The sequence below is a fragment of the Empedobacter sp. UBA5987 genome (assembly GCF_002429865.1).
Taxonomy (GTDB): Bacteria; Bacteroidota; Bacteroidia; order Flavobacteriales; family Weeksellaceae; genus Empedobacter; species Empedobacter falsenii_B.
Genome location: NZ_DJBB01000070.1, coordinates 18,852 through 42,518, shown reverse-complemented (window position 1 = coordinate 42,518; position 23,667 = coordinate 18,852). Strand labels below are relative to the sequence as shown.

General features: G+C 32.1%; 22 protein-coding genes and 1 pseudogene. 15 read left to right on the top strand and 8 right to left on the bottom strand.

Going from position 1 to position 23,667, the window contains the following annotated elements; all coding sequences use genetic code 11:
• Positions 1 to 112 precede the first annotated feature (112 nt).
• Together B3J26_RS12280 and B3J26_RS12275 are read left to right on the top strand one after the other, a co-directional pair.
• On the top strand, positions 113 to 2,557 hold the full coding sequence (locus tag B3J26_RS12280; protein WP_291074712.1) for an alpha/beta hydrolase family protein: 2,445 nt from the start codon (positions 113 to 115) through the stop codon (positions 2,555 to 2,557).
• Between the two features lie 84 nt (positions 2,558 to 2,641).
• Entirely contained in the window at positions 2,642 to 3,364 is a 723-nt protein-coding gene (locus tag B3J26_RS12275) for a GLPGLI family protein (RefSeq protein ID WP_114998385.1), read from the top strand.
• 54 nt (positions 3,365 to 3,418) lie between these two features.
• Here the strand turns inward: B3J26_RS12275 and B3J26_RS12270 are convergent, their stop codons facing one another.
• From B3J26_RS12270 to B3J26_RS12260, 3 genes are read right to left on the bottom strand one after another with little or no spacing between them, the layout of a single operon-like run.
• The gene (locus B3J26_RS12270) at positions 3,419 to 4,363 is read right to left on the bottom strand and encodes a pseudouridine synthase (protein ID WP_038334708.1); all 945 of its coding nucleotides are present in this window, start codon (positions 4,361 to 4,363) and stop codon (positions 3,419 to 3,421) included.
• 10 nt (positions 4,364 to 4,373) lie between these two features.
• Positions 4,374 to 5,297 carry a UbiA family prenyltransferase gene (locus B3J26_RS12265; RefSeq protein ID WP_291074711.1) on the bottom strand — a complete coding sequence of 308 codons (924 nt, stop codon included), beginning with the start codon at positions 5,295 to 5,297 and terminating at the stop codon, positions 4,374 to 4,376.
• Between the two features lie 25 nt (positions 5,298 to 5,322).
• The gene (locus B3J26_RS12260) at positions 5,323 to 6,240 is read right to left on the bottom strand and encodes a mevalonate kinase family protein (RefSeq protein WP_291074710.1); all 918 of its coding nucleotides are present in this window, start codon (positions 6,238 to 6,240) and stop codon (positions 5,323 to 5,325) included.
• A 243-nt stretch (positions 6,241 to 6,483) separates the two neighbouring features.
• Here B3J26_RS12260 and B3J26_RS12255 point away from each other — a divergent pair, with 243 nt between their 5' ends.
• From B3J26_RS12255 to rfbD, 8 genes are all read left to right on the top strand, one after another.
• Entirely contained in the window at positions 6,484 to 7,140 is a 657-nt protein-coding gene (locus tag B3J26_RS12255) for an HPP family protein (RefSeq protein WP_114998381.1), read from the top strand.
• Positions 7,140 to 8,024: an NAD kinase gene (locus B3J26_RS12250; RefSeq protein WP_291074709.1), complete on the top strand. Its 885-nt coding sequence runs from the start codon at positions 7,140 to 7,142 to the stop codon at positions 8,022 to 8,024. Before B3J26_RS12255 ends, B3J26_RS12250 begins: the two co-directional genes overlap by 1 nt.
• A 118-nt stretch (positions 8,025 to 8,142) precedes the next feature.
• Complete coding sequence (locus tag B3J26_RS12245; RefSeq protein WP_291074708.1) at positions 8,143 to 8,916, top strand: DUF6089 family protein; 774 nt, start codon at positions 8,143 to 8,145, stop codon at positions 8,914 to 8,916.
• Positions 8,917 to 8,927: 11 nt separating this feature from the next.
• Positions 8,928 to 9,671, top strand: a complete 744-nt coding sequence (locus B3J26_RS12240) for an isoprenyl transferase (protein ID WP_291066364.1) — start codon at positions 8,928 to 8,930, stop codon at positions 9,669 to 9,671.
• Positions 9,672 to 9,691: 20 nt separating this feature from the next.
• Positions 9,692 to 12,214, top strand: coding sequence for an outer membrane protein assembly factor BamA (gene bamA / locus B3J26_RS12235; protein ID WP_236688201.1), 2,523 nt, complete (start codon positions 9,692 to 9,694; stop codon positions 12,212 to 12,214).
• A 61-nt stretch (positions 12,215 to 12,275) separates the two neighbouring features.
• On the top strand, positions 12,276 to 12,869 hold the full coding sequence (locus B3J26_RS12230; protein ID WP_291074707.1) for an OmpH family outer membrane protein: 594 nt from the start codon (positions 12,276 to 12,278) through the stop codon (positions 12,867 to 12,869).
• Between the two features lie 19 nt (positions 12,870 to 12,888).
• Positions 12,889 to 13,404 (top strand): OmpH family outer membrane protein, encoded by a 516-nt coding sequence (locus B3J26_RS12225; protein WP_114998374.1) that lies wholly within the window; start codon positions 12,889 to 12,891, stop codon positions 13,402 to 13,404.
• Positions 13,405 to 13,458: 54 nt separating this feature from the next.
• A complete protein-coding gene (rfbD, locus tag B3J26_RS12220; RefSeq protein WP_291074706.1) occupies positions 13,459 to 14,313 on the top strand; it encodes a dTDP-4-dehydrorhamnose reductase in 855 nt (284 codons plus the stop codon).
• Positions 14,314 to 14,381: 68 nt separating this feature from the next.
• Here the strand turns inward: rfbD and serS are convergent, their stop codons facing one another.
• The 4 genes from serS to B3J26_RS12200 form a co-directional block, all read right to left on the bottom strand.
• Positions 14,382 to 15,650, bottom strand: coding sequence for a serine--tRNA ligase (gene serS / locus B3J26_RS12215; RefSeq protein WP_038334750.1), 1,269 nt, complete (start codon positions 15,648 to 15,650; stop codon positions 14,382 to 14,384).
• A gap of 315 nt (positions 15,651 to 15,965) precedes the next feature.
• A complete protein-coding gene (locus tag B3J26_RS12210) occupies positions 15,966 to 16,268 on the bottom strand; it encodes a hypothetical protein (RefSeq protein ID WP_180905654.1) in 303 nt (100 codons plus the stop codon).
• Between the two features lie 21 nt (positions 16,269 to 16,289).
• Positions 16,290 to 17,414: an ATP-binding protein gene (locus B3J26_RS12205; protein ID WP_125349212.1), complete on the bottom strand. Its 1,125-nt coding sequence runs from the start codon at positions 17,412 to 17,414 to the stop codon at positions 16,290 to 16,292.
• Between the two features lie 18 nt (positions 17,415 to 17,432).
• Positions 17,433 to 18,080, bottom strand: coding sequence for a copper homeostasis protein CutC (locus B3J26_RS12200; protein WP_291074705.1), 648 nt, complete (start codon positions 18,078 to 18,080; stop codon positions 17,433 to 17,435).
• A 24-nt stretch (positions 18,081 to 18,104) separates the two neighbouring features.
• Here B3J26_RS12200 and B3J26_RS12195 point away from each other — a divergent pair.
• The 4 genes and pseudogenes from B3J26_RS12195 to B3J26_RS12180 all read left to right on the top strand — a co-directional run bounded on the left by B3J26_RS12195 (position 18,105) and on the right by B3J26_RS12180 (position 21,799).
• A pseudogene (locus tag B3J26_RS12195) lies at positions 18,105 to 18,665 on the top strand (glycoside hydrolase domain-containing protein).
• 39 nt (positions 18,666 to 18,704) lie between these two features.
• Positions 18,705 to 19,307: a discoidin domain-containing protein gene (locus B3J26_RS12190; protein WP_291074704.1), complete on the top strand. Its 603-nt coding sequence runs from the start codon at positions 18,705 to 18,707 to the stop codon at positions 19,305 to 19,307.
• Between the two features lie 82 nt (positions 19,308 to 19,389).
• The gene (locus tag B3J26_RS12185; RefSeq protein WP_291074703.1) at positions 19,390 to 19,806 is read left to right on the top strand and encodes a Fur family transcriptional regulator; all 417 of its coding nucleotides are present in this window, start codon (positions 19,390 to 19,392) and stop codon (positions 19,804 to 19,806) included.
• A 58-nt stretch (positions 19,807 to 19,864) separates the two neighbouring features.
• A complete protein-coding gene (locus tag B3J26_RS12180) occupies positions 19,865 to 21,799 on the top strand; it encodes a heavy metal translocating P-type ATPase (RefSeq protein ID WP_291074702.1) in 1,935 nt (644 codons plus the stop codon).
• A 28-nt stretch (positions 21,800 to 21,827) separates the two neighbouring features.
• Here the strand turns inward: B3J26_RS12180 and B3J26_RS12175 are convergent, their stop codons facing one another.
• Positions 21,828 to 22,583 carry a tyrosine-protein phosphatase gene (locus B3J26_RS12175; protein WP_114998358.1) on the bottom strand — a complete coding sequence of 252 codons (756 nt, stop codon included), beginning with the start codon at positions 22,581 to 22,583 and terminating at the stop codon, positions 21,828 to 21,830.
• 177 nt (positions 22,584 to 22,760) lie between these two features.
• Here B3J26_RS12175 and B3J26_RS12170 point away from each other — a divergent pair, with 177 nt between their 5' ends.
• Positions 22,761 to 23,603, top strand: a complete 843-nt coding sequence (locus B3J26_RS12170) for a siderophore-interacting protein (RefSeq protein WP_038334795.1) — start codon at positions 22,761 to 22,763, stop codon at positions 23,601 to 23,603.
• Positions 23,604 to 23,667: the final 64 nt, after the last annotated feature.

Here is a 23,667-nt window from a genome sequence, read left to right as displayed (position 1 = left end):
TGAAAAGACGAATATTATTCGTCTTTTTTTATACATTTTGGTCAAAACTAACTTCTATCATATCATTTTACCAAAGATTCAATATCTTTATAAAGTAAAATCTTAAAAACACATGAAGAAAATTGTTTACTCGTTGCTTTTTATAGCGATGACTTTTGGTGCGTCGGTAAAAGCGCAAGAAAATGTTACTTATCAATTGCCTCCGCAAGAAATTTTACAATTGGCAGATGCGGATATGCCACCCTCAATTAGTACAGATCGCAAGGCAGAAAATGCATTTTTGTCTTATAGAAGTCGTTATAAAACGATTAATGAATTGTCAGAAAAAGAATTACGTTTAGCAGGATTACGAATTAATCCAGTTACAAATATCAATTCACGTGAAACATTCAGTGAGAAAATTACTTATTTTGATCTGAAAACTTCAAAAGAAAAAACGATAGCTGGTTTACCTGCAAAAGGTCGTTTTTCTAATCAGTCTTGGAACACTTCTCAATCAAAATTTGCCGTTACAAATACAACAAATAAAGGTGTAGAATTGTGGATTATTGATGTAAAAACACAAGCTGCAACAAAAGTTTATGAAGATAAATTAAACGCAAACTTAGGTCGTCCTTTCAATTGGATTTCAGATACAGAATTAATTGTGAATGTAATTCCGGCTTCTAAAAAAGCATTGATTGATACGAAAGATGCTATTGCGACTGGACCTACAGTTTCTGTTGCTGACGGAAAAGAAGCACAAAACAGAACTTATCAAGATTTATTGCAAAATAAAAATGATGAGTTTAACTTCGAGCAATTAGCAATTTCTGAATTAGTAAAAGTTAATATCGAAACAGGAGCAAAATCGAAATGGAAAGATGCTGCGATGTACACGGATATTTCGACTTCTCCAGATGGACAATATGTTTTGGTGAACGAAATCAAAAAACCTTTTTCATATTTAGTAACCTACAATAGTTTTCCATCAACTGATATTGTGTATGATATCAATGGAAAATTAGTAAAAGAAGTTGATCATAAAGAGTTACAAGAAGTTGTACCGAAAGGATTTTCTTCTACTATAATGGGAAAAAGAGGTTTGAATTGGAGAGCAGATAAACCAAATACTTTATATTGGGTTGAGGCTTTAGATGGTGGTGATGCAAACAAGCCTGCGGAATATCGCGATGCGCTTTATCAAGTAACGGCGCCATTTACAGCGAATAAAGAGTTGTTGGTAAAAGTAAAAGATCGCTATAGAGGAGTGACTTGGGGGAATGATGAGGTTGCGATTGTGAGAGATGCTTGGTATAATACACGTAACGAAAGTAGTTATTTGTTCAATCCGTCAAATCCAAATCAAGAACCGATACGCTTTTTTAGTAGAAACTCGCAAGATGCTTACAATAATCCTGGAAGTTTTGTAACTGAAATGAATGATTATGGTTACAATGTTTTAGCAATTAACAAAGGAAAATTGATGTTAGTTGGAGAAGGAGTTTCTGCGGAAGGAATCTTACCTTTTGTAGATGATTTTGATATCAAAACGCAAAAAACTTCTCGTTTATGGAGAGCACAGAAATCAGATAAACTAGAAGCGATTGCTAGAGTTATCGATCCGAAGAAAGGGATCATTTTAGAACAGATTCAATCGAAAACAGATTATCCAAATTTATATGTTCGTAATATTTTTCAGAAAGGAGGAAAGCCAAAACAAGTAACGTTTACAAAAAATCCTTTTGAGGCAATGAACAAAATTTCGAAAGAATTAATTACGTACAAACGTGCTGATGGTGTAGAATTATCAGGAACTTTATATTTGCCGCCAAATTACGATAAAACGAAAAAGGAAAAGTTGCCAATGTTAATGTGGGCTTATCCTCGCGAGTTCAAAGATGCATCTACGGCTGGTCAGGTAACAACTTCTGAAAATAAATTTACTTCTCCTTCTTACGGAGGTCCTATTTATTGGGCATTGAGAGGATATGCGGTCTTAGATGATGCGGCTTTTCCAATTATTGGAGAAGGAAAAGAGGAGCCAAATGATACGTTCGTTCCTCAATTGGTTGCCAATGCAAAAGCTGCGATTGATGCGGTGGATAAATTAGGTTTTATCGATCGTGAAAGAGTTGCGGTTGGTGGACATTCTTATGGCGCATTTATGACAGCAAATTTATTAACGCATTCTAATTTATTTGCGGCAGGTATCGCACGTTCAGGTGCTTATAACCGTACATTGACGCCTTTTGGATTTCAATCTGAACAACGTAATTATTGGGAAGCTCCAGATGTTTACAACACAATGGCGCCTTTCCAAAATGCAGATAAAATGAAAACACCATTGTTGTTAATTCATGGTGAAGCAGATAATAATACAGGAACTTTCCCGATGCAATCTGAGCGCTATTTCAATGCATTGAAAGGTTTGGGAGCGACAACTCGTTTGGTTTTATTACCAAAAGAATCTCACGGATATGCAGCCAGAGAAAATATTCTTCACATGTTGTGGGAACAAGATCAATGGTTAGAGAAATATGTGAAAAACAAAGGAAAAAATTCTGAAAAGAAATAATTCTCAATATAAGAAAAGCGATTCAATTTTGAATCGCTTTTTTATTGTAAATAATTATTATATTTAGTTCATAATTAATCAACTATGAAATTAAAAGCTTTACTCTTCTTTCTAATGATTTTTTCTCCATTTCTATTTGCTCAAAATTTGTGGAAAGTAGAATATGAAACCTATGATAAAATGTTTTTTGACGAAAAAGATCCTGTTTTTAAGGCAGAATTAGATAAAAACAATTCTACACCAAAATACTATCAATTACTTTTTAATGAAAATCAGTCGTTTTTTTCTGAAATTGTAAGAATTGATAATAGTCAAAATCAATCATCTATGTCGATGAGTACAATTGATGATAATATTTACATCGATTATAAAACTTCACAATATAAGATTGAAGGAAATTATGTGAACAAGAATATTTTAATAATAGATAATTTGCCTAAATACACTTGGACAATTAGTAGAGAATCAAAAGAAATTTTGGGAATTAAAGTAAAAAAAGCAATAACCGAATACAAAGATTCTAAGATAGAAGTTTGGTTTGCGCCAACTTTACAACCAAAAGGAGGACCAATATTTTTCAATGGGTTACCAGGTTTAATTTTAGAATTGAAAGCTGTAACAACAATGAAAGACGAAAGTTATGAAACGATTTTCAGAGCAATTAATATAAAAGAAGCATCTAAAAACGAAGTGATTAAAATTCCATCAAAAGGTCAGAAAATGACACAAATTGAGAAAGATGATTTTGTGAAAGAAGCAAATAAAAAGATGATGGAAGCTTATAATAACAAGGTTTCGAAAGATTAAAACATAAAAAAACCACTTCTTTAGAAGTGGTTTTTAAATTTTATAGCTGAGGTATTATAACATTTTCAAGAAGTTAACTTCTAATTCCGTTAATCTTCTAAAATCACCTCTTTGTAAAGTTTTCTTTGTAAGTCCTGCAAAAGAAACGCGGTCTAACGCTTCTACTTCGTATCCTTTTGTTTCGAAAATACGACGTACAACGCGGTTCCAACCAATATGTAATTCTACACCAACTTCATTTTTCGGTCTACCTTCAATAAAAGAAATTTCGTCAACAACTGCAATTCCTTCAGGAATTAAACGAACACCTTTTTTGATGTCAGCCAAATCATTTGCTGTTAACTTTTTGTCCAATGTAACGTGATATATTTTTTTGATATCATGACTTGGATGTGTTAATTTCTTAGTTAAATAACCATCATTTGTAAACAATAAAACTCCTGTTGTTTGTCTATCCAAGCGTCCTACTGGGAAAATTCTCGCTGTAGTTGCTGTAGACATTAAGTCCATCACAGTTTTACGTCCTTTTTCATCATTTGATGTTGAAATAAAACCTTTTGGTTTATTCAACACAAAATATACATTTTTCTCTGAAGAGATTTTACGACCATCGAAACGAACTTCATCATCGGGTTGTACTTTATAACCCATTTCAGTAATCACTTGACCATTCACTGTAACGATTCCAGTTTTGATCAACTCGTCGGCCTCTCTTCTGGATGCAATCCCTGCATTCGCCACATATTTATTTAAACGAATAGTCCCGTCATCAACTGGTGCTTTTTTCAGTCTTTTAACAAATGGTTTTTCACCTGGTTTGTTAAACGGTTTCTTTGGTCCAAAACTTTTCTTTCCTTCTTCCGATGGTTTTCCACCAAAAGTTGGTTTTCCTTTCCCTGAAGATGGTTTAGAAGAAGAATTTCCTCTTGCTCCACCTTTTCCACGATTGTTCCCGCCTTGGGAATTTCTGTCGTTGGATTGATTTCGTCTGTTATTCATCTGAATTTGATTAATTTATGCGCTGATTAAAATTTTGCGCAATAGTTTGCAAAGTTAAGGGATTTATTTCGATTAATACGATACTAAATACACCCGCAACAATCATTCCCTTAAAAAAATAATGTAAAATCTTATATGCTTGTGTCGATTTTATTCTCCAAATGATAAATAAAATCACTGTGAAAGCGATATTTGCAGCAATAAAAAAGTATTTCATTGCACCAACATTATTTTTCATAATGATAATAATTCCAATGATTAATTCTGTAATAATTAAACATGAAATCAAAACTTTTGTAAAATCGATTCCATATTTAATTGGAATTGAATCATAATTATAAATCAAATCTGCTTTTTGAGAACTCAAATCTTTTACAATATCAGTAATCAATAATAAAATACTCAAAAAAGTAGCATGTAAAGCCAAATTGAACGTGAAATGATCAAAATAAACCAATAAGGCGAAAAATGGCATGACACGAATAATAACCAAATAAAAGTTTTTGATCAATGCAAATCGATTGATTTTGTGGCTATAAAACCAAACTAGAAATTGATAAATCAAAAAGAAAATGAAAACCTTCCACGAAATTAAGGCTGCAATAATCAATGCTAAAGCATTCAGAACAATGTAAACAGTTAGTTTGAAACCTTGCGAAACTTGTTTCTGAAGATAAACTTGTAAAGGACGTTTGAGTTCGTCTTTTTCTAAATCGTAAAAATTATTGATGATATATCCCGCGGCCACACAAAGTATCGAACAAAGAATAAGCCCGTCCAACTTTGGATTTGTCAACAATTGACGATGACCAACTTCTGGCGCAAAAATAAAAAGTGCAGCAAGGTATTGTGCCAATATTAACACAATTAAATTATAGCCACGAACAACAGAAAATAATGCAAAAACTTTTAAGATTATTTTCTGAACGTTCATTGATTATATTTTTATAAATTATTTTTTAGAATTTGTAAATAACTTCGGTCTGGAAGTCTTTTAAGTAGCTTTTCGCTTTGTCATAATCTTGTGTAAAACCAAGAACATAACCGCCTCCGCCAGAACCACAAAGTTTTAGATAATACGTATCTGTATCAATTCCAGTTTTCCATGCGTTCACTAATTTTTGAGGAATCATAGGTCTAAAATGTTCATAACCCCAAGCTGACAATTTCTGAAGATTTGCAAAAAGTGGATTGTATTCACCTTTCACAAAGTTTTCTATACATGCGTTGTTGTATTTAATAAACTCTTCTTTCAATGTTTTACGGAAACCTTCTTTTTTCATTTTTTCAAAGAAAATATGAATCATTGGTGCCGTTTCTCCTGGTGTACCAGAATTGATTAAGAAAACAGCTCCTTTTCCGTCTACGTTTGCAGAAGGTAAACCAATTGTCGAGATATCATTTTTTGATTGAATTAACAAAGGAATATTCATATAACAAATCAAAGGATCAATTCCAGAACTTTTTCCATGAAAATGAGATTCTAAATTTCCGAAAAGCGCTTTTAATTCGCTGATTTTTTCTTTGTTCAGATTTTGATTGATATCAATTTTATTCAAGGCATATTTGTCATAAATAGCTGCAACCAAAGCGCCAGAACTACCTACACCATATCCTTGAGGAATGTTAGAATCGAAGTACATTCCGTTTGCAACATCTTCCGAAAAAGATTTTGTATCAAAAGTATCAGCAAAATTTTCTTCCAAAAATTTTGCATAATTTTTCAAGTGAGCATTTGATGATTCTGCTATTTCAGAAGGCTCAAATTTTAATGCACCTTGGTAAAAATTATAAGGAATTGTTAATCCTTTCGAGTTCTCAATAATTCCATATTCGCCAAAAAGTAAGATTTTGGCATAAAATAATGGGTTCTTCATTCAATGCTAAAATTGGTACTGCAAATCTACAAAATTTAAGCCATTCTTTTTTGAATTTGAGGAAGAGTTTTGTTTTAAAAAATTGTAAATCACATTATTTTTTGATTATTAGTAGATTTTGGAATATATTTTGACTAAATAATTTAAAATAAATTGGTTAAATTTCAATTAATAATCAATGATTTTAACCGAATTAGCATTAAAAATAGAGAATTAATGTATTAAAATATATAAATTTGTGCCATGTATATCACCGAATATCTATCGAATGAGATAAAACCAGGGAAAGTTAATTCTTCTCCAAGTCAGCTTTTAGAAGTTGTGCAAGAGAATAAATTGACGCATTTACCTTTGTTTAAAGGGTTGGATTTTGTTGGAAATATCTCGGAAGAAGATTTGATTGAATTATCAATTGATGATGAAAAAGTAGATTATACTTCATATTTGGAGAGTTTTTATCTTTCTGAATCGAGTACGCTTTTAGATGCAATTCAGATGATGTACACGAATCAGGCGAATATCTTACCGATTATTAACGAACAATCGCGTTATGTTGGTTTTATTACGGAAACGGATATTATCAACACGTTTGCAAATTTCCCTTTTGTCGCTGCACAAGGCGTTTCGATGTTAGTTTCGATTGCGGAAAAAGACTTGTCGATGACGGCGATTTCTAATATTATAGAAGTGAATAACGGAAAAATATTGGGAATGATGATTGTTGGAAATAAAGAAGATAGCGTTTATGTTTTGCTGAAATTTAGTTCATCAAACTTGTTAACAATTGGTGAAACATTTGAGCGATATGGATATCAAGTGATTCAAAAATTTTATAACGACGAAAAACAAGAACTTCTGCAAAGTCGTTATGCACAATTGTTAAAATACATGAATACCTAATGATAAAAGTTGCACTTTTTGGACAAAAAACAAGTACGTCTTTAACGGATATTATTCCACCATTTATTAATTATTTAATTCAGAACGAAATTGCTTTTTGTGTTGAGCAAAATTTTCTTCAAATCTTAAAAGAAACAACTGATTTTGAACCTGATAATGTAGAAACCTATACTTCTCATGATGATTTAGACAAATCGGTTAAATTCTTATTCAGTTTTGGTGGAGACGGAACAATTTTATCAGCAACTACAATTGTTAGGAATTCTAATATTCCAATTATTGGTGTAAATACGGGACGTTTAGGCTTTTTAGCAACAATTAATAAAAGTGTGTTATTGGAGCAAATGGATAGTTTTTTCAATGATGATTATAACATTATTCCACGAACTTTATTAACAGTGAAAAGAAGTGATGGTGTAGAAATTGAAAATAATTTTGCGATAAACGAAGTAACTGTAGTTCGCCGTGAAACAACTAGTATGATTACGGTTGATGCTTATTTGAACAATGAATTTCTAAATTCTTTTTGGTCTGATGGATTAATTATTTCTACGCCAACAGGTTCTACAGGATATTCGTTGAGTTGTGGAGGACCAATTGTTCATCCGTCCAATCAAAATTTTGTCATTACACCTGTTGCGCCACATAATCTAAATGTGCGTCCATTAATTGTATCAGAAAACGAAAAAATTGACTTAAAAATACGTAGTAGAGCTAATGAATACTTCCTTTCGTTGGATTCTCGTAACTTTCCTTTAACAACTGACGTCGAATTGACGATACAAAAAGCTGACTTCAAAATCTTAATCGTTGAAGCTATTGATGCGACTTATTTCACAACTTTGAGAGAAAAAATGCTTTGGGGTTCAGATAAAAGGAATTAAAATTTACAATAAATCTTCTTAATTTTTGTTAAATCAGTTACGTTGAATTGACTTTTGTTTATATTTGTTCGAATTTAAAAAGAAGAAAAAGCAAAAGCCGAAAAAATAACACAACATTATGATGAGATTATTTTTGTTCGTTTTTACATTGTGTTTGTCGCAAATGATTTTTGCCCAAAGACACGAACTCGGAATTTTTGCTGGTGGGGCAAATGTGATAGGTGATGTTGGAAAAGCTAGCTATATCAATCCATTTCCTACTAAAACTGAAGCAGGAGGTAAAATATATTTACCAATTTCAATAGGAGGATTATATCGTTTTAATATAAATCCACAAATGGGTTTTAGAGCAAATATCTCTTATTCAAAAGTTGGTGCAAGTGACCACCGCTCGAAAGAGTATTACAAATTAAAAAGAAATAAAAATTTTCGAAATAATATTGTAGAAGGATCTTTGATGTTTGAGTATAATTTCTTTAATATCAATGATGATCAAGAAAAAGCGCAATCGCCTTATATTTTTGTAGGAGTTGGAGCTTTTTCTGCAAAAGGAAAAGAATATGATTACGATGGGACAAACAACGTAATTATCGAAAAAACAAAATATAATACCGATTTAACGATTCCTTTTGGGGTTGGATATAAAGTAAGATTCAATTACAATTGGATTTTATCTTTTGAGACAGGTGTTCGTTATACAAATGTTGATTATATAGATTACAACAAAGGAAAATTTACTCAAAATTTTATCGATGCTGTAGCTGATGGTGTTGTACCTTCAGATGAATATAGTAAAAGAGTATATGGAAACACATCAAACAAAGATTGGTACGTATTATCAGGAATTACCTTAACGTACAGTTTTGGTCGACCTGCTTGTTATTGTGATTAAAAAGAATGGGAATTAGTTTAGTAGAACAAATAGATAAAAACAATATACCTATTCACGTTGCAATCATTATGGATGGTAACGGAAGATGGGCTAAGAAGAACGGTAAAGAAAGAACTTTTGGACACAAAAGTGCTTTGGGAGCTGTACGATCTTCAATCGAGACTTGTCGAAAATTAGGTATAAAACATCTTACACTTTACGCATTTTCTACTGAAAATTGGAACCGTCCAAAATTAGAAGTCAATGTTTTAATGACGTTATTAAGTTCTGCAATTAAGGACGAAATAAATGAATTACACAAAAATGGAGTTCGCTTGAATGTGATTGGAGATTTATCAAAATTACCAAAAAAAGCATTCAAAGATTTGACTCAAGCGATGGAAAAAACGAAAGACAACACAGATTGTGTTTTGACATTAGCATTAAGTTATGGTTCGAAAGAAGAACTATTACACGCGATGAAATCTATTGCCAAAAAATACAATGACGGAGAAATATCCGACAATGATTTTAATGAAGAATTAGTTCATCAAAACTTATATACACACGATTTACCAATGGTAGATCTTATGATTAGAACAAGTGGCGAAACCAGAATTAGTAATTTCTTGTTGTGGCAAATTGCTTACGCAGAATTATATTTTACAGAGGTTTTGTGGCCTGATTTTAACGAGGAAGAATTTTATAAAGCAATTTTAAATTACCAAAATCGAGAACGTAGATTTGGTAAGATAAGCGAGCAACTAACGAACTAATCGAACTGAAATAGAGGATTATGAAGAAAATTTTTTGGACAATGTGTATGCTTGGTGCTTACATGGCACAGGCGCAAGTCGTAGACTCTACGAAAACCATTGATTCAACACAACAAGATAATTTTGTCTTAGATTATACCAATGCACGAACTTTCAAACTGAAAGATATCGTTGTAACAGGAGATTCTAAATATTCTAAGAATCAAATTATCCGTTATGCAGGTTTTGCTATCGGTGAGGAGATAGAATTACCAGGTACGAAGGTAAATAATGCTGTAAAAAAATTATGGAGATCTAATATTTTCTCTGACATCGACTTGTATGTAGATAAAATAGAAGGTAACGAAGTAACATTAGAGCTTGCCTTGGTTTCAGTTCCTAGTTTAGGAGAAATTAAGATTAACGGCGTGAAAAAATCGCAACGCGAAGATTTAATCAAACAAAATAAATTAAATCCAGGTGTTAAGATTACGCAAAGTTTAATCAATACAACAAATAATAAAATCAAAGATTATTATACTGGAAAAGGTTATCCTAACACAACAATTAATGTAGAACGTCAGCCAATTGTTGGTAAAGAAGACGAAGAAAACATTACATTGAATGTGAATCGTGGAGAGCGTGTAAAGATTAAGAAAATCATTTTCGAAGGAAATGAAAACTTAACTGCTGCTCGTTTACGTAAAAAAGGGATGAAAAATACCAAACAGAAATCTATCAATATCTTCAAGTCATCTAAAATGATTCCTGAAAAATTCCAGGAAGATTTAAAAACATTGGTTGAAGAGTACAAATCTGTTGGTTTTAGAGATGCTAAAGTTGAGTCATACAATATCGAAAAAGTTGATGATAAAAACTTATTGGTTAAGATTAAAGTTAACGAAGGAAAACCATATTTCTTAGGAGATGTAACGTTTTCTGGAAACTCAATTTATACTTCTGAACAGTTACAGCGAATTTTTGGTTACAAAACAGGAGATCGTTATGACGCAGTAGGTATCAACAAAAAGATTTCTGGATCAGAAAAAGACGATGATATTTCTACGTTATATATGGATAGAGGGTATTTGTTTGCTCGTGCTATTCCTGTAGAAAAAAGTGTAAAAAATGATACAATCGATCTTGAAATTAAAGTTTTCGAAGGTACACAAGCTACACTTAATAAAGTAACGATTAACGGTAATACAGAAGCACACGATCATATTTTATACCGTGAGTTAAGAACTAAACCAGGAGATTTATTCTCTAAATCGGACATTAAGCGTACGATGATGGAGTTAGCTTCTTTGGGATACTTAGAGCCAACGCAAATTGTTCCAGATATTCAACCAAATCAAGATAATAATACAGTTGATGTGGAGTGGAAAGTTGCGCCAAAATCATCTTCTCAAGTAGAATTACAAGGAGGATATGGTGCAGGGACTTTCATTGGTACATTAGGATTAACTTTCGGGAATTTCTCATTAAAGAATTTTTTCAATAAAAAAGCTTGGAAACCAATTCCAATGGGAGATGGACAACAATTATCACTAAGAGCACAAGCTGGTAACGGATATAAAAATTATAGTTTATCATTTGTTGAACCTTGGATTGGAGGAAAACGCCCTACAGCTTTATCAACATCTTTTTATTATTCACAATATGATTACCGTGATAATTATGGAGAAAAAGCGAAATTGGATATCTTAGGAGCTTCAGTTGGGTTAACTAAGTTATTAACTTGGCCAGATGATTATTTCCGTTTATCAAACTCAATTTCTTATCAGTTATATAACTTCGATAATTATGCGATGTCTGTTGGTAATATGCAATATGAAAATGGTTCGTCAAACAACTTAAACTATACATTAGGTTTAACACGTAACTCTGCTGGACCAGACCCTATTTTCCCACAATCAGGATCAGAAATTAGTTTATCGTTTACGACAACATTTCCTTATTCAGCTTTTAATAACAAAGACTATATAAACATGTCTGACGTAGAAAAATTCAAATGGTTAGAGTATTATAAATTCAAAGCTAAAGCATATTTCTACAAAGAATTAACGGGTAAATTAGTTTTAAAAGCCGGTGGAGAATTTGGAGTTTTAGGAACATATAACCGTAAAATTGGAACAATTCCTTTCGAACGTTTTTACTTAGGAGGAACAGGTCTTACACAAAATCGTTTCGATGGACGTGAGATTATTTCATTAAGAGGTTACGAAGATGCAACAAATTCTGGTGGACAAACAGGAGATATTACGCCAGAAGGAGGTGGAACAATTTATAATAAATATTCGTTAGAATTACGTTATCCAATCACAATGAGCCAAACAGCCAAAATTTATGCATTAACTTTTGCAGAAGGAGGTAACGTTTGGAACAATACAAGTGAATTTAAACCGTTTGAATTAAAACGTTCTGCTGGAGCAGGTGTTCGTATTTATATGCCAGCATTTGGTTTATTAGGATTTGATTTCGGATACGGATTTGATAAAGGATTTGGACAAACAGAACGCTCTGGATTGCAAACTCACTTTATTATTGGACAACAATTCTAATAAATTGATTAAATTTGCTTAGAACGTTTTGGCATAATTTTAGAATTAACACATCACAAATATGAAAAAATGGATTAGATTTATAGCGTTGTTCTTTGGATTAGCAAGTTTCTCTTTCGCGCAAAGGTTTTGTTATGTAGACAGTCAGTATATTTTAGAAAATTTACCAGAATATACATCGTCTCAAAATAAATTAAAATCTCAAACAGAATCTTGGCAAAAAGAAATTGAGCAAAAACAAGAAAATTTAGCTAAATTACAAGCCGAATTCGAAGCAGAAAAGATTTTATTAACGGCAGAACAGGTTAAAGAGCAAGAGAAAAAGCTAGCAGATGAAGTAGCGGCTGTAAGAATTTTGCAAGACAAGCGTTATGGACCAAATGGCGATTTAGTGAATCTGAGAAGATCAATGGTAAAGCCTTTGCAAGATCAAATCTATAATGCGACAAAAGAAGTTGCAGATAAAAGAGGTTATGGTTTCGTATTTGATAAAGGAAGTGATTTAATCATGATTTACACAGATCCAAAGTTTGACATAAGTAGAGAAGTATTAATGACTTTAAGACCAGAATTGAAACCAAATAATTCAAAAACATCAACTTCTGGAAATAATAAAACTAGTAATAGTAGCAATAAAACAAGAAATAAATTTTAAAAAACAAATTAGACTAGAAATGAAACAAATTAGATTGATAGCAGTATTTACAATGATGGTTTTCGGAAGCGTTTTATCTTTCGCTCAAGAAATTGCACATATTGATACGCAAGCAGTAATTGAATCAATGCCAGCTTACAAAAAAGCAGAGGCTGATTTACAAGCATTAGGTAAAAAACACGAAGATGCTATCGCAAAATTACAAGCAGACTATAAAACTTTTATGGAAACTGCTCAAAAAGATTTAGCTGGTAAATCTCAAGAAGAGGCTCAAAAATTAATTGCAGCGAACAAATACCAAGAGAAAGAGCAAGAAATGCAAAAGAAATACGAAACGTATGCAAAAGCTGCTCAAGATGAAATGCAAGCAAAAGAGAAAGCTTTAATGGATCCAATCGAGAAAAGAGTAATGGATGCAATTAATGCTGCTGCTGCAAAAAAAGGAGTTAAATATGTTTTACCTGCAGGTGTTTTAGTTTACAAAGCTGGAGGATACGACTTATTAAATGACGTTAAAAAAGAATTAGGATTATAATTTTAAGATATTAATAATACCTTCAAGCCACTATTTTAGTGGCTTTTTTTATATATGAAAAGAATTTTAGTTACCGGAGCGAATGGTCAGTTAGGTCAATCGATTTTAGAGCAATCAAAAAACTACAAGGAAATTGAATGTTTTTTTGTCACTCGAAATGAATTAGATATTACGAATGAAGAATTAATTAATCATTATTTCGAAGATAAATCATTCGATTTTGTTGTCAATTGTGCAGCTTATACAGCGGTTGATAAAGCTGAAGATGATCAAGAGAATGCTTATTTAGTAAACGCAAAAGCAACAGAATTTTTAGCAAAAATCACGAATCAAAAAGGAATTCCTTTTATTCACGTTTCGACAGATTATGTATTTGATGGAACTGAAGCTCAACCTCGTCTAGAAACAGATCAAACAAATCCTATAGGGGTGTATGGTCAAACAAAATTAGATGGCGAAAATTTAGCATTAGAAAACAATTCTAAAACGATTATTTTACGCACAGCTTGGGTTTATTCTCGATTTGGAAATAACTTCGTTAAAACGATGCTTAGATTGTTTAATGACAAAGATTCAATCTCTGTTGTGGCAGATCAAATTGGTTCTCCAACAAATGCAATAGATTTGGCTGATGCAATCTTAACGATTATTTCGAATGATGATTTAACGTATGGAATTTTTAATTATTCGAATGAAGGAAAATGTTCTTGGTTTGAATTTGCGCAAAAAATTAAAGAATTGTCTAATTCAACAATCGAAATTAATCCTGTTCCAACTTCAGCTTATCCGACAAAAGCGAAACGTCCTGCGTATAGTTTATTGGATAAATCGAAAATAAAAGAAGTTTATCAATTTGATATTCCGACTTGGGAAGATAGTTTGAAAAAAGAATTGAAACACCTGATTTAGTTTCAATTTTAATAACATAAAAAAGCTCGAGAAATTCTCGAGCTTTTATTTATCTGACAGATTATTGATTAATCTAAAATCTCAAAACGAGTATAAGGTTGCAACGCTTTCGGAATTTTTACTGTTCCATCAGCTTGTTGGTGATTCTCTAAAATTGAGGCTAAAATACGTGGTAAAGCCAAAGCAGAACCATTTAAACTATGTGCTAATTGAGTTCCGTTTTCATCTTTGTAACGTAATTTCAAACGATTCGCTTGGAAAGTCTCAAAATTAGATACAGATGAAACTTCTAACCATTTTTCTTGCGCTTCAGAGAAAACTTCAAAATCGTATGTAATTGCAGATGTAAATCCTGTATCACCACCACAAAGTCTTAAAATACGGTATGGTAATTCTAAATCTTCTAAAATTCCTTTTACGTGCTCAATCATTCCGTCTAAAGCAGCGTAAGAATTTTCTGGTTTTTCGATACGTACAATCTCAACTTTCTCAAATTGGTGTAAACGATTTAATCCTCTAACATCTTTTCCATAAGAACCCGCTTCACGACGGAAACATGGTGAATATGCAGTCAACGTAATTGGTAAATCTTCTGCTTTTACAATTGTATCACGGTAAATATTCGTCACAGGAACTTCCGCAGTAGGAATCAAGTACAAATCATCTTCTCCAATATAATACATTTGTCCTTCTTTGTCTGGTAACTGTCCAGTTCCATAACCAGAAGCCTCATTCACAACGAAGGGAGGAACAATTTCTGTATAGCCAGCATCAGAATTTTTATCTAAGAAAAATTGTGTTAAAGCACGTTGCAAACGAGCACCTTTTCCTTTGTAAACAGGGAAACCAGCTCCGGTAATTTTAACACCTAATTCAAAATCAATGATGTTAAATTTCTTAGCAACTTCCCAGTGTGGCAAATTGTTTGGTTTTGCAGTTGCATCTCCGTGTTCAAAAACGATTTCATTATCATCAGCATCTTTTCCTGCTTTTACGATTTCGTTCGGAATATTCGGGATTTGATACAAAATATCTTTAACGGATGTTTCGTAAGACGATAATAAATCTTGTAACTCTTTTGATTGAGTTTTTAAATCAACCGTTTTGTTTTTTAATTCATTAGCCTCTTCCGATCTTCCATCTTTAAACAAATTACCAATTTCTTTTGCTAATTTATTGGATTCAGCTAATACATTATCTAATTCAAATTGTGTTTTACGACGAAGTTCATCCACATTTAAAACTTCATCAACAAGATCTAATTGTTTGAAGTTACGTTTTTTAAGTCCTTCAATTACACGATCTTTGTTTTCTTGAATGTAAGAAACTACTAGCATACTTTTATTAAATTTATACAAATGTATAAATAATTAATTTTTTAGAATAAAGATTAAATGATTTAGGATCAAAAATTAATCAAAATCAATTAATTTTTAAATTTAACTGTCTTCATTAGATAAATAATTGACACAATGTTTTTTACAAAAAATATTCAAAAATTGTAAAACTATTTATAATTGATTAAAAATCAATAGTTTAAATTTCATTTATTGAGAATTTATTAATACAACTATATTACATTGATTTTACATGCTGTTGTTTGCATTTCGAAATACATTTGTCAAAGAAAATTAATCGAAAATTATTAATAATTAAAACAATAAAACAATGAAAAAATTTTTCGCAGTAGTTGCAGTAGCAGCTTTATCTTTAGGAGCAGTATCTTGTGGTGAGAAAAAAGCAGAAGAAGCACCAGCTAACGTTGATTCAGCAGCAGTAACAGTTGATTCAGCAGCAGCAGTAGTTGATTCAGCAGCAGCAGTAGTTGACTCAGCAGCAGCTAAAGTTGATTCAGCAGCAACTAAAGTTGAAGGTGCAGCTAAAGAAGTAGCTCCAGCTACTGAAGCTCCAGCAAAATAATTTGAAATAACATTCAGATCATATAAAGAAACCACTTATTAGATAAGTGGTTTTTTTTATGCTGTTTTGCGATGTAAATATCTCGTTAGCTTGATTGATAAATCTAAAAGTATAATTTTAGAATTACCATTTCGTTCGATATGATACGACGCTTCATTAATTTCATTTAAAATATCTTCGATATTTGCTCCATGTATAAAAGGCGCAAAACCTTGCCATTTAAAACCTTCTGCATTGATTTGTAGAAAAACTAAATCATCAGATTGATACGTTTTTAATAAAGCTTGACGAAAAATCTCTGAACAATAATTCAAAAAATCTTTTTGCTCACTTCTCGACCAACTTGCAATTTGATTTGACCAATCAATCAAATCTTTTAAGACAGTTGGAGTTTTGGCTGCCATAAACGCTTTTCGAACCCAAGTCACAAAATACTTATCGAATAAATGTTCGTCATCATTCAATTGATGCAAGGCTTCTCGTACATTTCCTTGCGATAGAAAAGCAATATGTTGCGCTTTTTCTGGATTAATATTTTTCTTCTCAACCAAATAGTTCTTTACATCCGATTGCGATAAACGTGGGATTTTGACTAATTGACAACGAGAAGTAATGGTTTGTAAAATTAAATCCTCGCGCTCTGTTACCAATAAAAACAGTGTTTTTTGAGGTGGTTCTTCAATTATTTTCAACAATTTATTTGCAGCTGCAGTAGTCATTTCCTCAGCTTGCCAAATAATCATGATTTTATAGCCTCCTTCGTAACTGTTTAACGCTAATGTTTTGACGATTTCATCCGCTTCATCAACAGGAATAACGCCTTGTTTTTTCTCAATTCCAAGATGAGACATCCAATCCGTTAAATTTCCATAGACATTTTCGTCTACAAAAGTTCGCCAATCGTTTAATAAATACTTAGCAAGTGGCTTTTTTACACTTTCTGTTGCTGAATAAGGAAAAGAAAAATGTAAATCGGGATGTTGTAATTTATCAACTTTCAGATTGCATTGTTCGTTATTCAAATCACACAAAACCTCACGTGCATAAGCAATTGCCAAAGCCAAAGTTCCCGAACCTTCTGGACCAGAAAAAAGCTGAGCATGACTTATACGACCATCTTTTATAGATTGTTGAAGCTTGTTTTTAATCTCCTGTTGTCCAATTATATTTTCCCAAAGCATAGTCCAAAGTTACTATTTTTATTTTTCAGAATTTATCATACTTTTTAATCGATTGATTTCTTCTAAATTAGCAATTCCAGAATCGTCAATCATCGCTGATGAATGAAAGTAAGTAGCGTTTGTATATGAATCAATTTCTTTAATATTTGTTGAGCGCAAACCACCTCTTGGCATAATTGTAATCTTATTTTCTGCTTTTTTAACAAGGTTTTTTAATTCATGTTTTCCATCATCAACATTACTATCTAAACCAGAAGTTAAAATAGTTTTGAATCCTAAATCAATCACGATTTGAAGTGAATTTTCGGCATCAGAAGTTCTGTCAAAAGCGCGATGAAAAGTACAAGGAAAAGGTTTTGCAAGTTCAATTAATTCTTGATTTCGTTCAAAATCAATTTTATTATCTTCATTCAAAATTCCAAAAACAAAACCATCAATTCTAAAATTTTTAATCATAATAATATTAGATTTCATTTGTTCAAATTCTTCATCAGAATAACAAAAATCTCCACCACGAGGGCGAATCATCACCATAATATCTTTGTCTGTTTCTTTTCGCAATGTTTTGATATCTTCAAAATCTGGTGTAATTCCACCTGTTGAAGCATCGGCACATAACTCAAACGTGAAGTTAATAACAATTACACAGAAGCAAATGGTTGGCAATATACATTTTTCGCTCCTCAAGATATTAATGGAATGATTGATATTTATGGTGGAAAAGATGGTTTTGAGGCAAAATTGGATGAATTATTTAATGCACCATCAGAAACAACAGGTCGAGAACAAGTGGATGTTACGGGACTTATTGGACAATATGCGCAAGGAAATGAGCCGAGTCATCACGTAGCGTTTTTGTACAATTAAATTGATAAACCTGAAAAAACAAAAGAATTGGTTCATAAAATTTTGGACGAACATTATAAAAATTCGCCAGATGGATTAATTGGTAATGAAGATTGTGGACAGATGAGTGCGTGGTATGTTTTGGCTTCGATGGGAATTTACAGTGTTACGCCAGGTTCTGGAATGTGGACGACGGTCGAGCCATATTTTGATGAAATCACGATTAATTTAGAAGATGGAACGAAGCATGTAATCACAAAAAATAATTATAAAGAAAATCAATTTTTAGGATTTGAATTTTTGAAAGATAGAGAGATTAAACCTATTTCTGAAAGTGAAAAAATTGTAACAGTTCCAGTTTTGGTTGCTGAAGACAGATCATTTCAAAATAAAATGAATGTTTAAGTAAAATCTTATGAACCTAATGCAAAAATTTATGTTTCGGTGAATGATAAAAAAGCTGAAATCTATAAAAGGCCAATTTCGATCAAAGAAACAACTACAATTTCTTCTTTTGTAGAATTGAATGGAAAGAAAAGTAAAACAATTTCTGGAACGTTTACAAAGAAACCAAATGATTATACAATTCAGTTGAATTCTACTTATACACCACAATATCATGCAGGTGGTCCACAAGGTTTATTGGACTGTATTATTGGTGATAGCAATTGGAAAAAAGGCGATTGGCAAGGATATTATGACCAAGATTTTGAAGCAATTGTTGACATGAAAAAAGCGAAATCAGTTTCTTCGGTTGTCATGAATTTCTTGCAAGATTCTCGTTCTTGGATTGTCTTACCGACAAAATTAGAAGTCTATACATCTAAGGATAATCAGAATTTTAAATTAGTTGGAATGTTAGAAAAACAAGTTGATACATTTGATAATAACGTTTTTTCTGATTCATGGAAAGTTCAGTTCAAAACAGAAAAAGCACGTTATATCAAAGTAAAAGCAACAAATTATGGTGCATTTCCAAAAGGTCATTTAGCAGAACCTTTTCAAGGGAAATCCTATATTTTCGTTGATGAAATAACAATCAAATAAGATAATATTCAAATTTATAAAAAGAGGTAAATCAATACGATTTGCCTCTTTTTTCGTAACTTTATATTCGAAATCGAAGAAAATGCAAACAGAAATTTTAAACAAAACATTACAAAATCGTTCTATCAATCCGACTGCGATGAGATTGTTGGTCTTGGATAAATTGATGAATGCAGAAGTTGCGCTGAGCTTGGCTGATTTAGAAATTGAAATGGATCAGGCAGATCGAGTAACAATTTATAGAACCTTAAAAACTTTCGAAGAAAATAAATTAATTCATTCAATCGAGGACGGAACGGGTTCTATAAAATATGCGCTTTGCGAGTCGAGTTGCAAATGTACGCCCGAGTTTACGCATGCTCATTTTCATTGCAACAATTGTAATCAAACGTTTTGTTTGCGAAATATTCATGTGCCAGAAATAAAACTTCCTAAAAATTTCGAAGCCGAACAATCTTCATTTATCTTAAAAGGAATTTGCGATCAATGTAAGTCCTAAACTTTGCAACCAGATTGCAGCAATAACTTTATAATTTTGAAATATAAATTTTTGAATTATGTCTAAAGCTTGTTGTAGTACGTCAAATGACGAACATAAAGATACTCATGATCACAATCACGAAGGTCATGACCACGAACACAATAATAGTAAAATTTTATTAGGTGCCAGTTTAGCTATTTTCTTTGCCGGAATTTTTGTTCAATATGTTTTAAAACCAACTTGGTTTGTTGATAATCAAATTATTCGTTTGATATGGTTTGGCATTTCTTATATTTTAGTAGCATTTCCTGTTTGGGGAGAAGCCTTTAAATTAGCTAAAAAGCTAGATTTCTTCAATGAATTTTCGTTGATGGGAATTGCGACTTTAGGTGCTTTCATTATTGGCGAATATCCAGAAGGTGTAGCGGTAATGTTGTTTTATACAATTGGCGAAATGTTTCAGGAAGCGGCGGTTAATAAGGCAAAAGGAAATATTAAAGCCTTATTAGATGTTCGTCCAGACACAGCGCATGTTTTACGAAATGGTAATTTTGAAACAATAAAACCGCAAGATGTGGCAATTGGAGAAACAATTCAGGTAAAAGTTGGGGAAAAAGTCCCGTTAGATGGAATTATGATTTCAGATAAAGGGAGCTTTAATACTGCGGCTTTGACAGGAGAAAGTAAACCTTCAACTTATAAAACTGGAGAAACTGTTTTGGCAGGAATGTTAAATCTTGAAAATGTAATTGAAATTCAAACGACTAAAAAATTTGAAGATAGCTCGATTGCAAAAATTTTACAAATGGTTCAAGATGCAGCTTCTCGCAAAGCACCAACTGAATTATTTATCCGAAAATTTGCAAAAATATATACGCCAATTGTTTTCTTTTTAGCTGCCGCTTTGGTGATTATTCCTTACTTTTTTGTTGACAATTATGATTTTCATGATTGGTTGTACAGAGGTTTAGTTTTCTTGGTTGTTTCTTGTCCTTGTGCGTTGGTTATTTCGGTTCCGTTGGGTTATTTTGGAGGAATTGGAGCGGCTTCACGCAACGGAATTTTAGTAAAAGGTTCTAACTTTTTAGATTTAATGGCGAAAGTAAACACAGTTGTGATGGATAAAACTGGAACAATGACGGAAGGCGTTTTCGAAGTTCAAAAAATTGAAACTAATCTTCCTGAAAACGATTTTTTAAATCTTGTTTCGGCTTTAGAAAAGCAATCTACGCATCCAATTGCGAAAGCGATTGTGGCAAGTCATCCATCAGAATTGAAAGCGATAGAAGTGGAAGAAATTTCTGGAAAAGGTTTGAAAGGAAAAGTTGATGGAAAAATAGTTTTAGCTGGAAATACTAAATTATTAGATTATTTCTCGATTCAATATCCACAAGAAATTCATGATATTGTAGAAAGCATTGTGGTGGTTGCAGTTGATGAAAAATATGCTGGATATATTACAATTGCTGATAAAATCAAGGAAGATGCGCAACAAGCAATTCAGAAAATGAAAGCTTTAGGTGTTTCGAAAACGATTATGTTGAGTGGAGATAAAAATACCATTACGCAAAAAGTTGCAAAAGAAGTTGGTGTTGATGAAGCTTTTGGTGGATTGTTACCAGAAGGAAAAGTAGAGAAAGTTGAAGCATTGAAAAAAGATCAAAATCAAGTGGTGGCTTTTGTTGGAGATGGAATCAATGATGCACCTGTTTTAGCTCTTTCTGATGTTGGAATTGCGATGGGTGGACTTGGTAGTGATGCTGCGATAGAAACTGCAGATGTTGTAATCCAAACCGATCAACCTTCTAAAATAGCAACGGCGATAAAAATTGGTCGTGAAACAAAAAAGATTGTGATACAGAATATCATTTTAGCAATGGGCGTTAAAATAATCGTGCTTTTCCTTGGTGCAGAAGGAATCGCCAATATGTGGGAAGCTGTTTTTGCTGATGTTGGGGTTGCTTTATTAGCAATTTTGAATGCGGTACGAATTCAACGAATGAAATTTTAGATAAAAAATAAAGCGATCAATTGATCGCTTATTTTTTTATGTATAAATCTTTCATCAAATCTAAATCAACCTTTAAAATATCAGTTAAATAATTTTCGACTGAACCAAAATTCTTATTAATCGCTTCATAAGAACTTTCTAAATATTCAGGTAAAACATCAATTAGATATTTATAATTTGGATCGATTTTTAAGATGTGAGCATATTTTTGTTCCAAAAAGATATTAGAAGCCAAATAATCATCCATAATTGTATCTAAATCGACTTTCAAAGCAGATAAAATCATTGCTGTTGCAAATCCAGTTCGATCTTTTCCAGCTGTACAATGAAATAAAATTGGCGTTCTATTTTTGTGTTGAATAATATCAAAAAAGCTTTTGTATTGCGTTTGACACGTCTTATCTAAAACAAAATCCTCGTAAATTTTGCACATAAATTCTTTCGGATTTGAAATTCCAGCTTTGAATTGTTTCACTAAATTTTCGAAATGTCCAGAAGAAATATCCAAATGAACTTCGTGATTACAACTATTTGGAATGTGATCTTGATTTTTTAAACGTTCGTAAGTCGTGCGTAAATCAATAATTGTTCGAATTGGAAAATCGTTTAAAATCTCCAAGTCATCATCTGTCAAATTTGCTAAATCATCAGATCGAATTAACAATCCTTTTCTAATGACTTCATTTTTTGTGTTAATTATTCCACCTAAATCTCTGCAATTAAATCCGCCTTCAAGTGGAAGAGTTCTTTGTTCGAGCGAGATTTCGCAAAAAGTATTTTCCATTTTCTGTTCGTTTTTTAGGTTATTTTTTGATATGTAAAAGTTAAGGCTAATTATTTAGTTATCATATTAAAATGATATTAAAAAAAGTATAACTTTTTACTTTAACATTTTATTATTCTTATTCAATCTAAATTTACTTTATATTCGCATAGAATTAGAATAAATCTAAATAATCTGATGGGAGATAAAGTGAAAATTGCGAAGGAGAAGTTCATCTTAAAAAAGAAAGAATTTGTGACACCACATCTTATTCGCGTTCATTTGGAAAATGATGATGTATCTTTTTTTAAGGATACAACGTTGGGCGGAACATGTAAATTACTTTTTCCACCGCTTGGGATCCGTGATATTCACTACGCTGAGTATGATGAAGAGAATCAAAAATGGATTTCGCCATCAGAAAAATTTAAACCAGTTTCTCGTACCTACACGTTGCGCGATATTGATGCAAAAAACAATGTGATTGTGATTGATATTGCAAATCATGGATTGAATGGTCCAGGATCGCGTTGGGCAAATGAGGCGAAAGTCGGAGATATGATTGGGGTTTCGATGAAGTCGAAAAAGAAAGACTTGGCTCCAAAAACAGATTTCATTTTCTTAGCTGCAGACTTAACAGGATTGCCAGTAATTTCGGCAATTATAGAGTCGCTTCCTGCTAAAACAAACGGAATTGTTTGTGTGGAAGTGCCAACAGAAGATGATATTCACCAAATTGAAACAAAAGCAAATTTAGAATTTAAATGGATTGTGAATCAAAATGTAGGAAGTGGAACAGCTTTATATAGTTTGACGAAAAATCAGCAATTTCCGAAACGCAAAGATGGAAAACGTTTTGCTTATGTTGCGGGAGAATCTAAATCTGTAAAGGAAATAAAATCATTTTTTAAAGATGATTTAGAATGGAAAAAAGACGAATTTTATTGTACATCGCATTGGAAAGCTGGAAAAGCAGAGAGAAATGCATTAGAAAATTGTCACGATAAAATAGAACAAGAATTGTTGGTAAGAGTTTTCTAAAAACAAGAGGGATATTTAATCAAAAGCTTCATCAGAAATGGTGAAGCTTTTTTTGATTATATAA

Coding starts and splice junctions, on each gene's coding strand:
- B3J26_RS12280 (WP_291074712.1), top strand. CDS start 113: ATGAAGAAAATTGTTTACTCGTTGCTTTTTATAGCGATGACTTTTGGT.
- B3J26_RS12275 (WP_114998385.1), top strand. CDS start 2,642: ATGAAATTAAAAGCTTTACTCTTCTTTCTAATGATTTTTTCTCCATTT.
- B3J26_RS12270 (WP_038334708.1), bottom strand. CDS start 4,363: ATGAATAACAGACGAAATCAATCCAACGACAGAAATTCCCAAGGCGGG.
- B3J26_RS12265 (WP_291074711.1), bottom strand. CDS start 5,297: ATGAACGTTCAGAAAATAATCTTAAAAGTTTTTGCATTATTTTCTGTT.
- B3J26_RS12260 (WP_291074710.1), bottom strand. CDS start 6,240: ATGAAGAACCCATTATTTTATGCCAAAATCTTACTTTTTGGCGAATAT.
- B3J26_RS12255 (WP_114998381.1), top strand. CDS start 6,484: ATGTATATCACCGAATATCTATCGAATGAGATAAAACCAGGGAAAGTT.
- B3J26_RS12250 (WP_291074709.1), top strand. CDS start 7,140: ATGATAAAAGTTGCACTTTTTGGACAAAAAACAAGTACGTCTTTAACG.
- B3J26_RS12245 (WP_291074708.1), top strand. CDS start 8,143: ATGATGAGATTATTTTTGTTCGTTTTTACATTGTGTTTGTCGCAAATG.
- bamA (WP_236688201.1), top strand. CDS start 9,692: ATGAAGAAAATTTTTTGGACAATGTGTATGCTTGGTGCTTACATGGCA.
- B3J26_RS12230 (WP_291074707.1), top strand. CDS start 12,276: ATGAAAAAATGGATTAGATTTATAGCGTTGTTCTTTGGATTAGCAAGT.
- B3J26_RS12225 (WP_114998374.1), top strand. CDS start 12,889: ATGAAACAAATTAGATTGATAGCAGTATTTACAATGATGGTTTTCGGA.
- rfbD (WP_291074706.1), top strand. CDS start 13,459: ATGAAAAGAATTTTAGTTACCGGAGCGAATGGTCAGTTAGGTCAATCG.
- serS (WP_038334750.1), bottom strand. CDS start 15,650: ATGCTAGTAGTTTCTTACATTCAAGAAAACAAAGATCGTGTAATTGAA.
- B3J26_RS12205 (WP_125349212.1), bottom strand. CDS start 17,414: ATGCTTTGGGAAAATATAATTGGACAACAGGAGATTAAAAACAAGCTT.
- B3J26_RS12185 (WP_291074703.1), top strand. CDS start 19,390: ATGCAAACAGAAATTTTAAACAAAACATTACAAAATCGTTCTATCAAT.
- B3J26_RS12180 (WP_291074702.1), top strand. CDS start 19,865: ATGTCTAAAGCTTGTTGTAGTACGTCAAATGACGAACATAAAGATACT.
- B3J26_RS12175 (WP_114998358.1), bottom strand. CDS start 22,583: ATGGAAAATACTTTTTGCGAAATCTCGCTCGAACAAAGAACTCTTCCA.
- B3J26_RS12170 (WP_038334795.1), top strand. CDS start 22,761: ATGGGAGATAAAGTGAAAATTGCGAAGGAGAAGTTCATCTTAAAAAAG.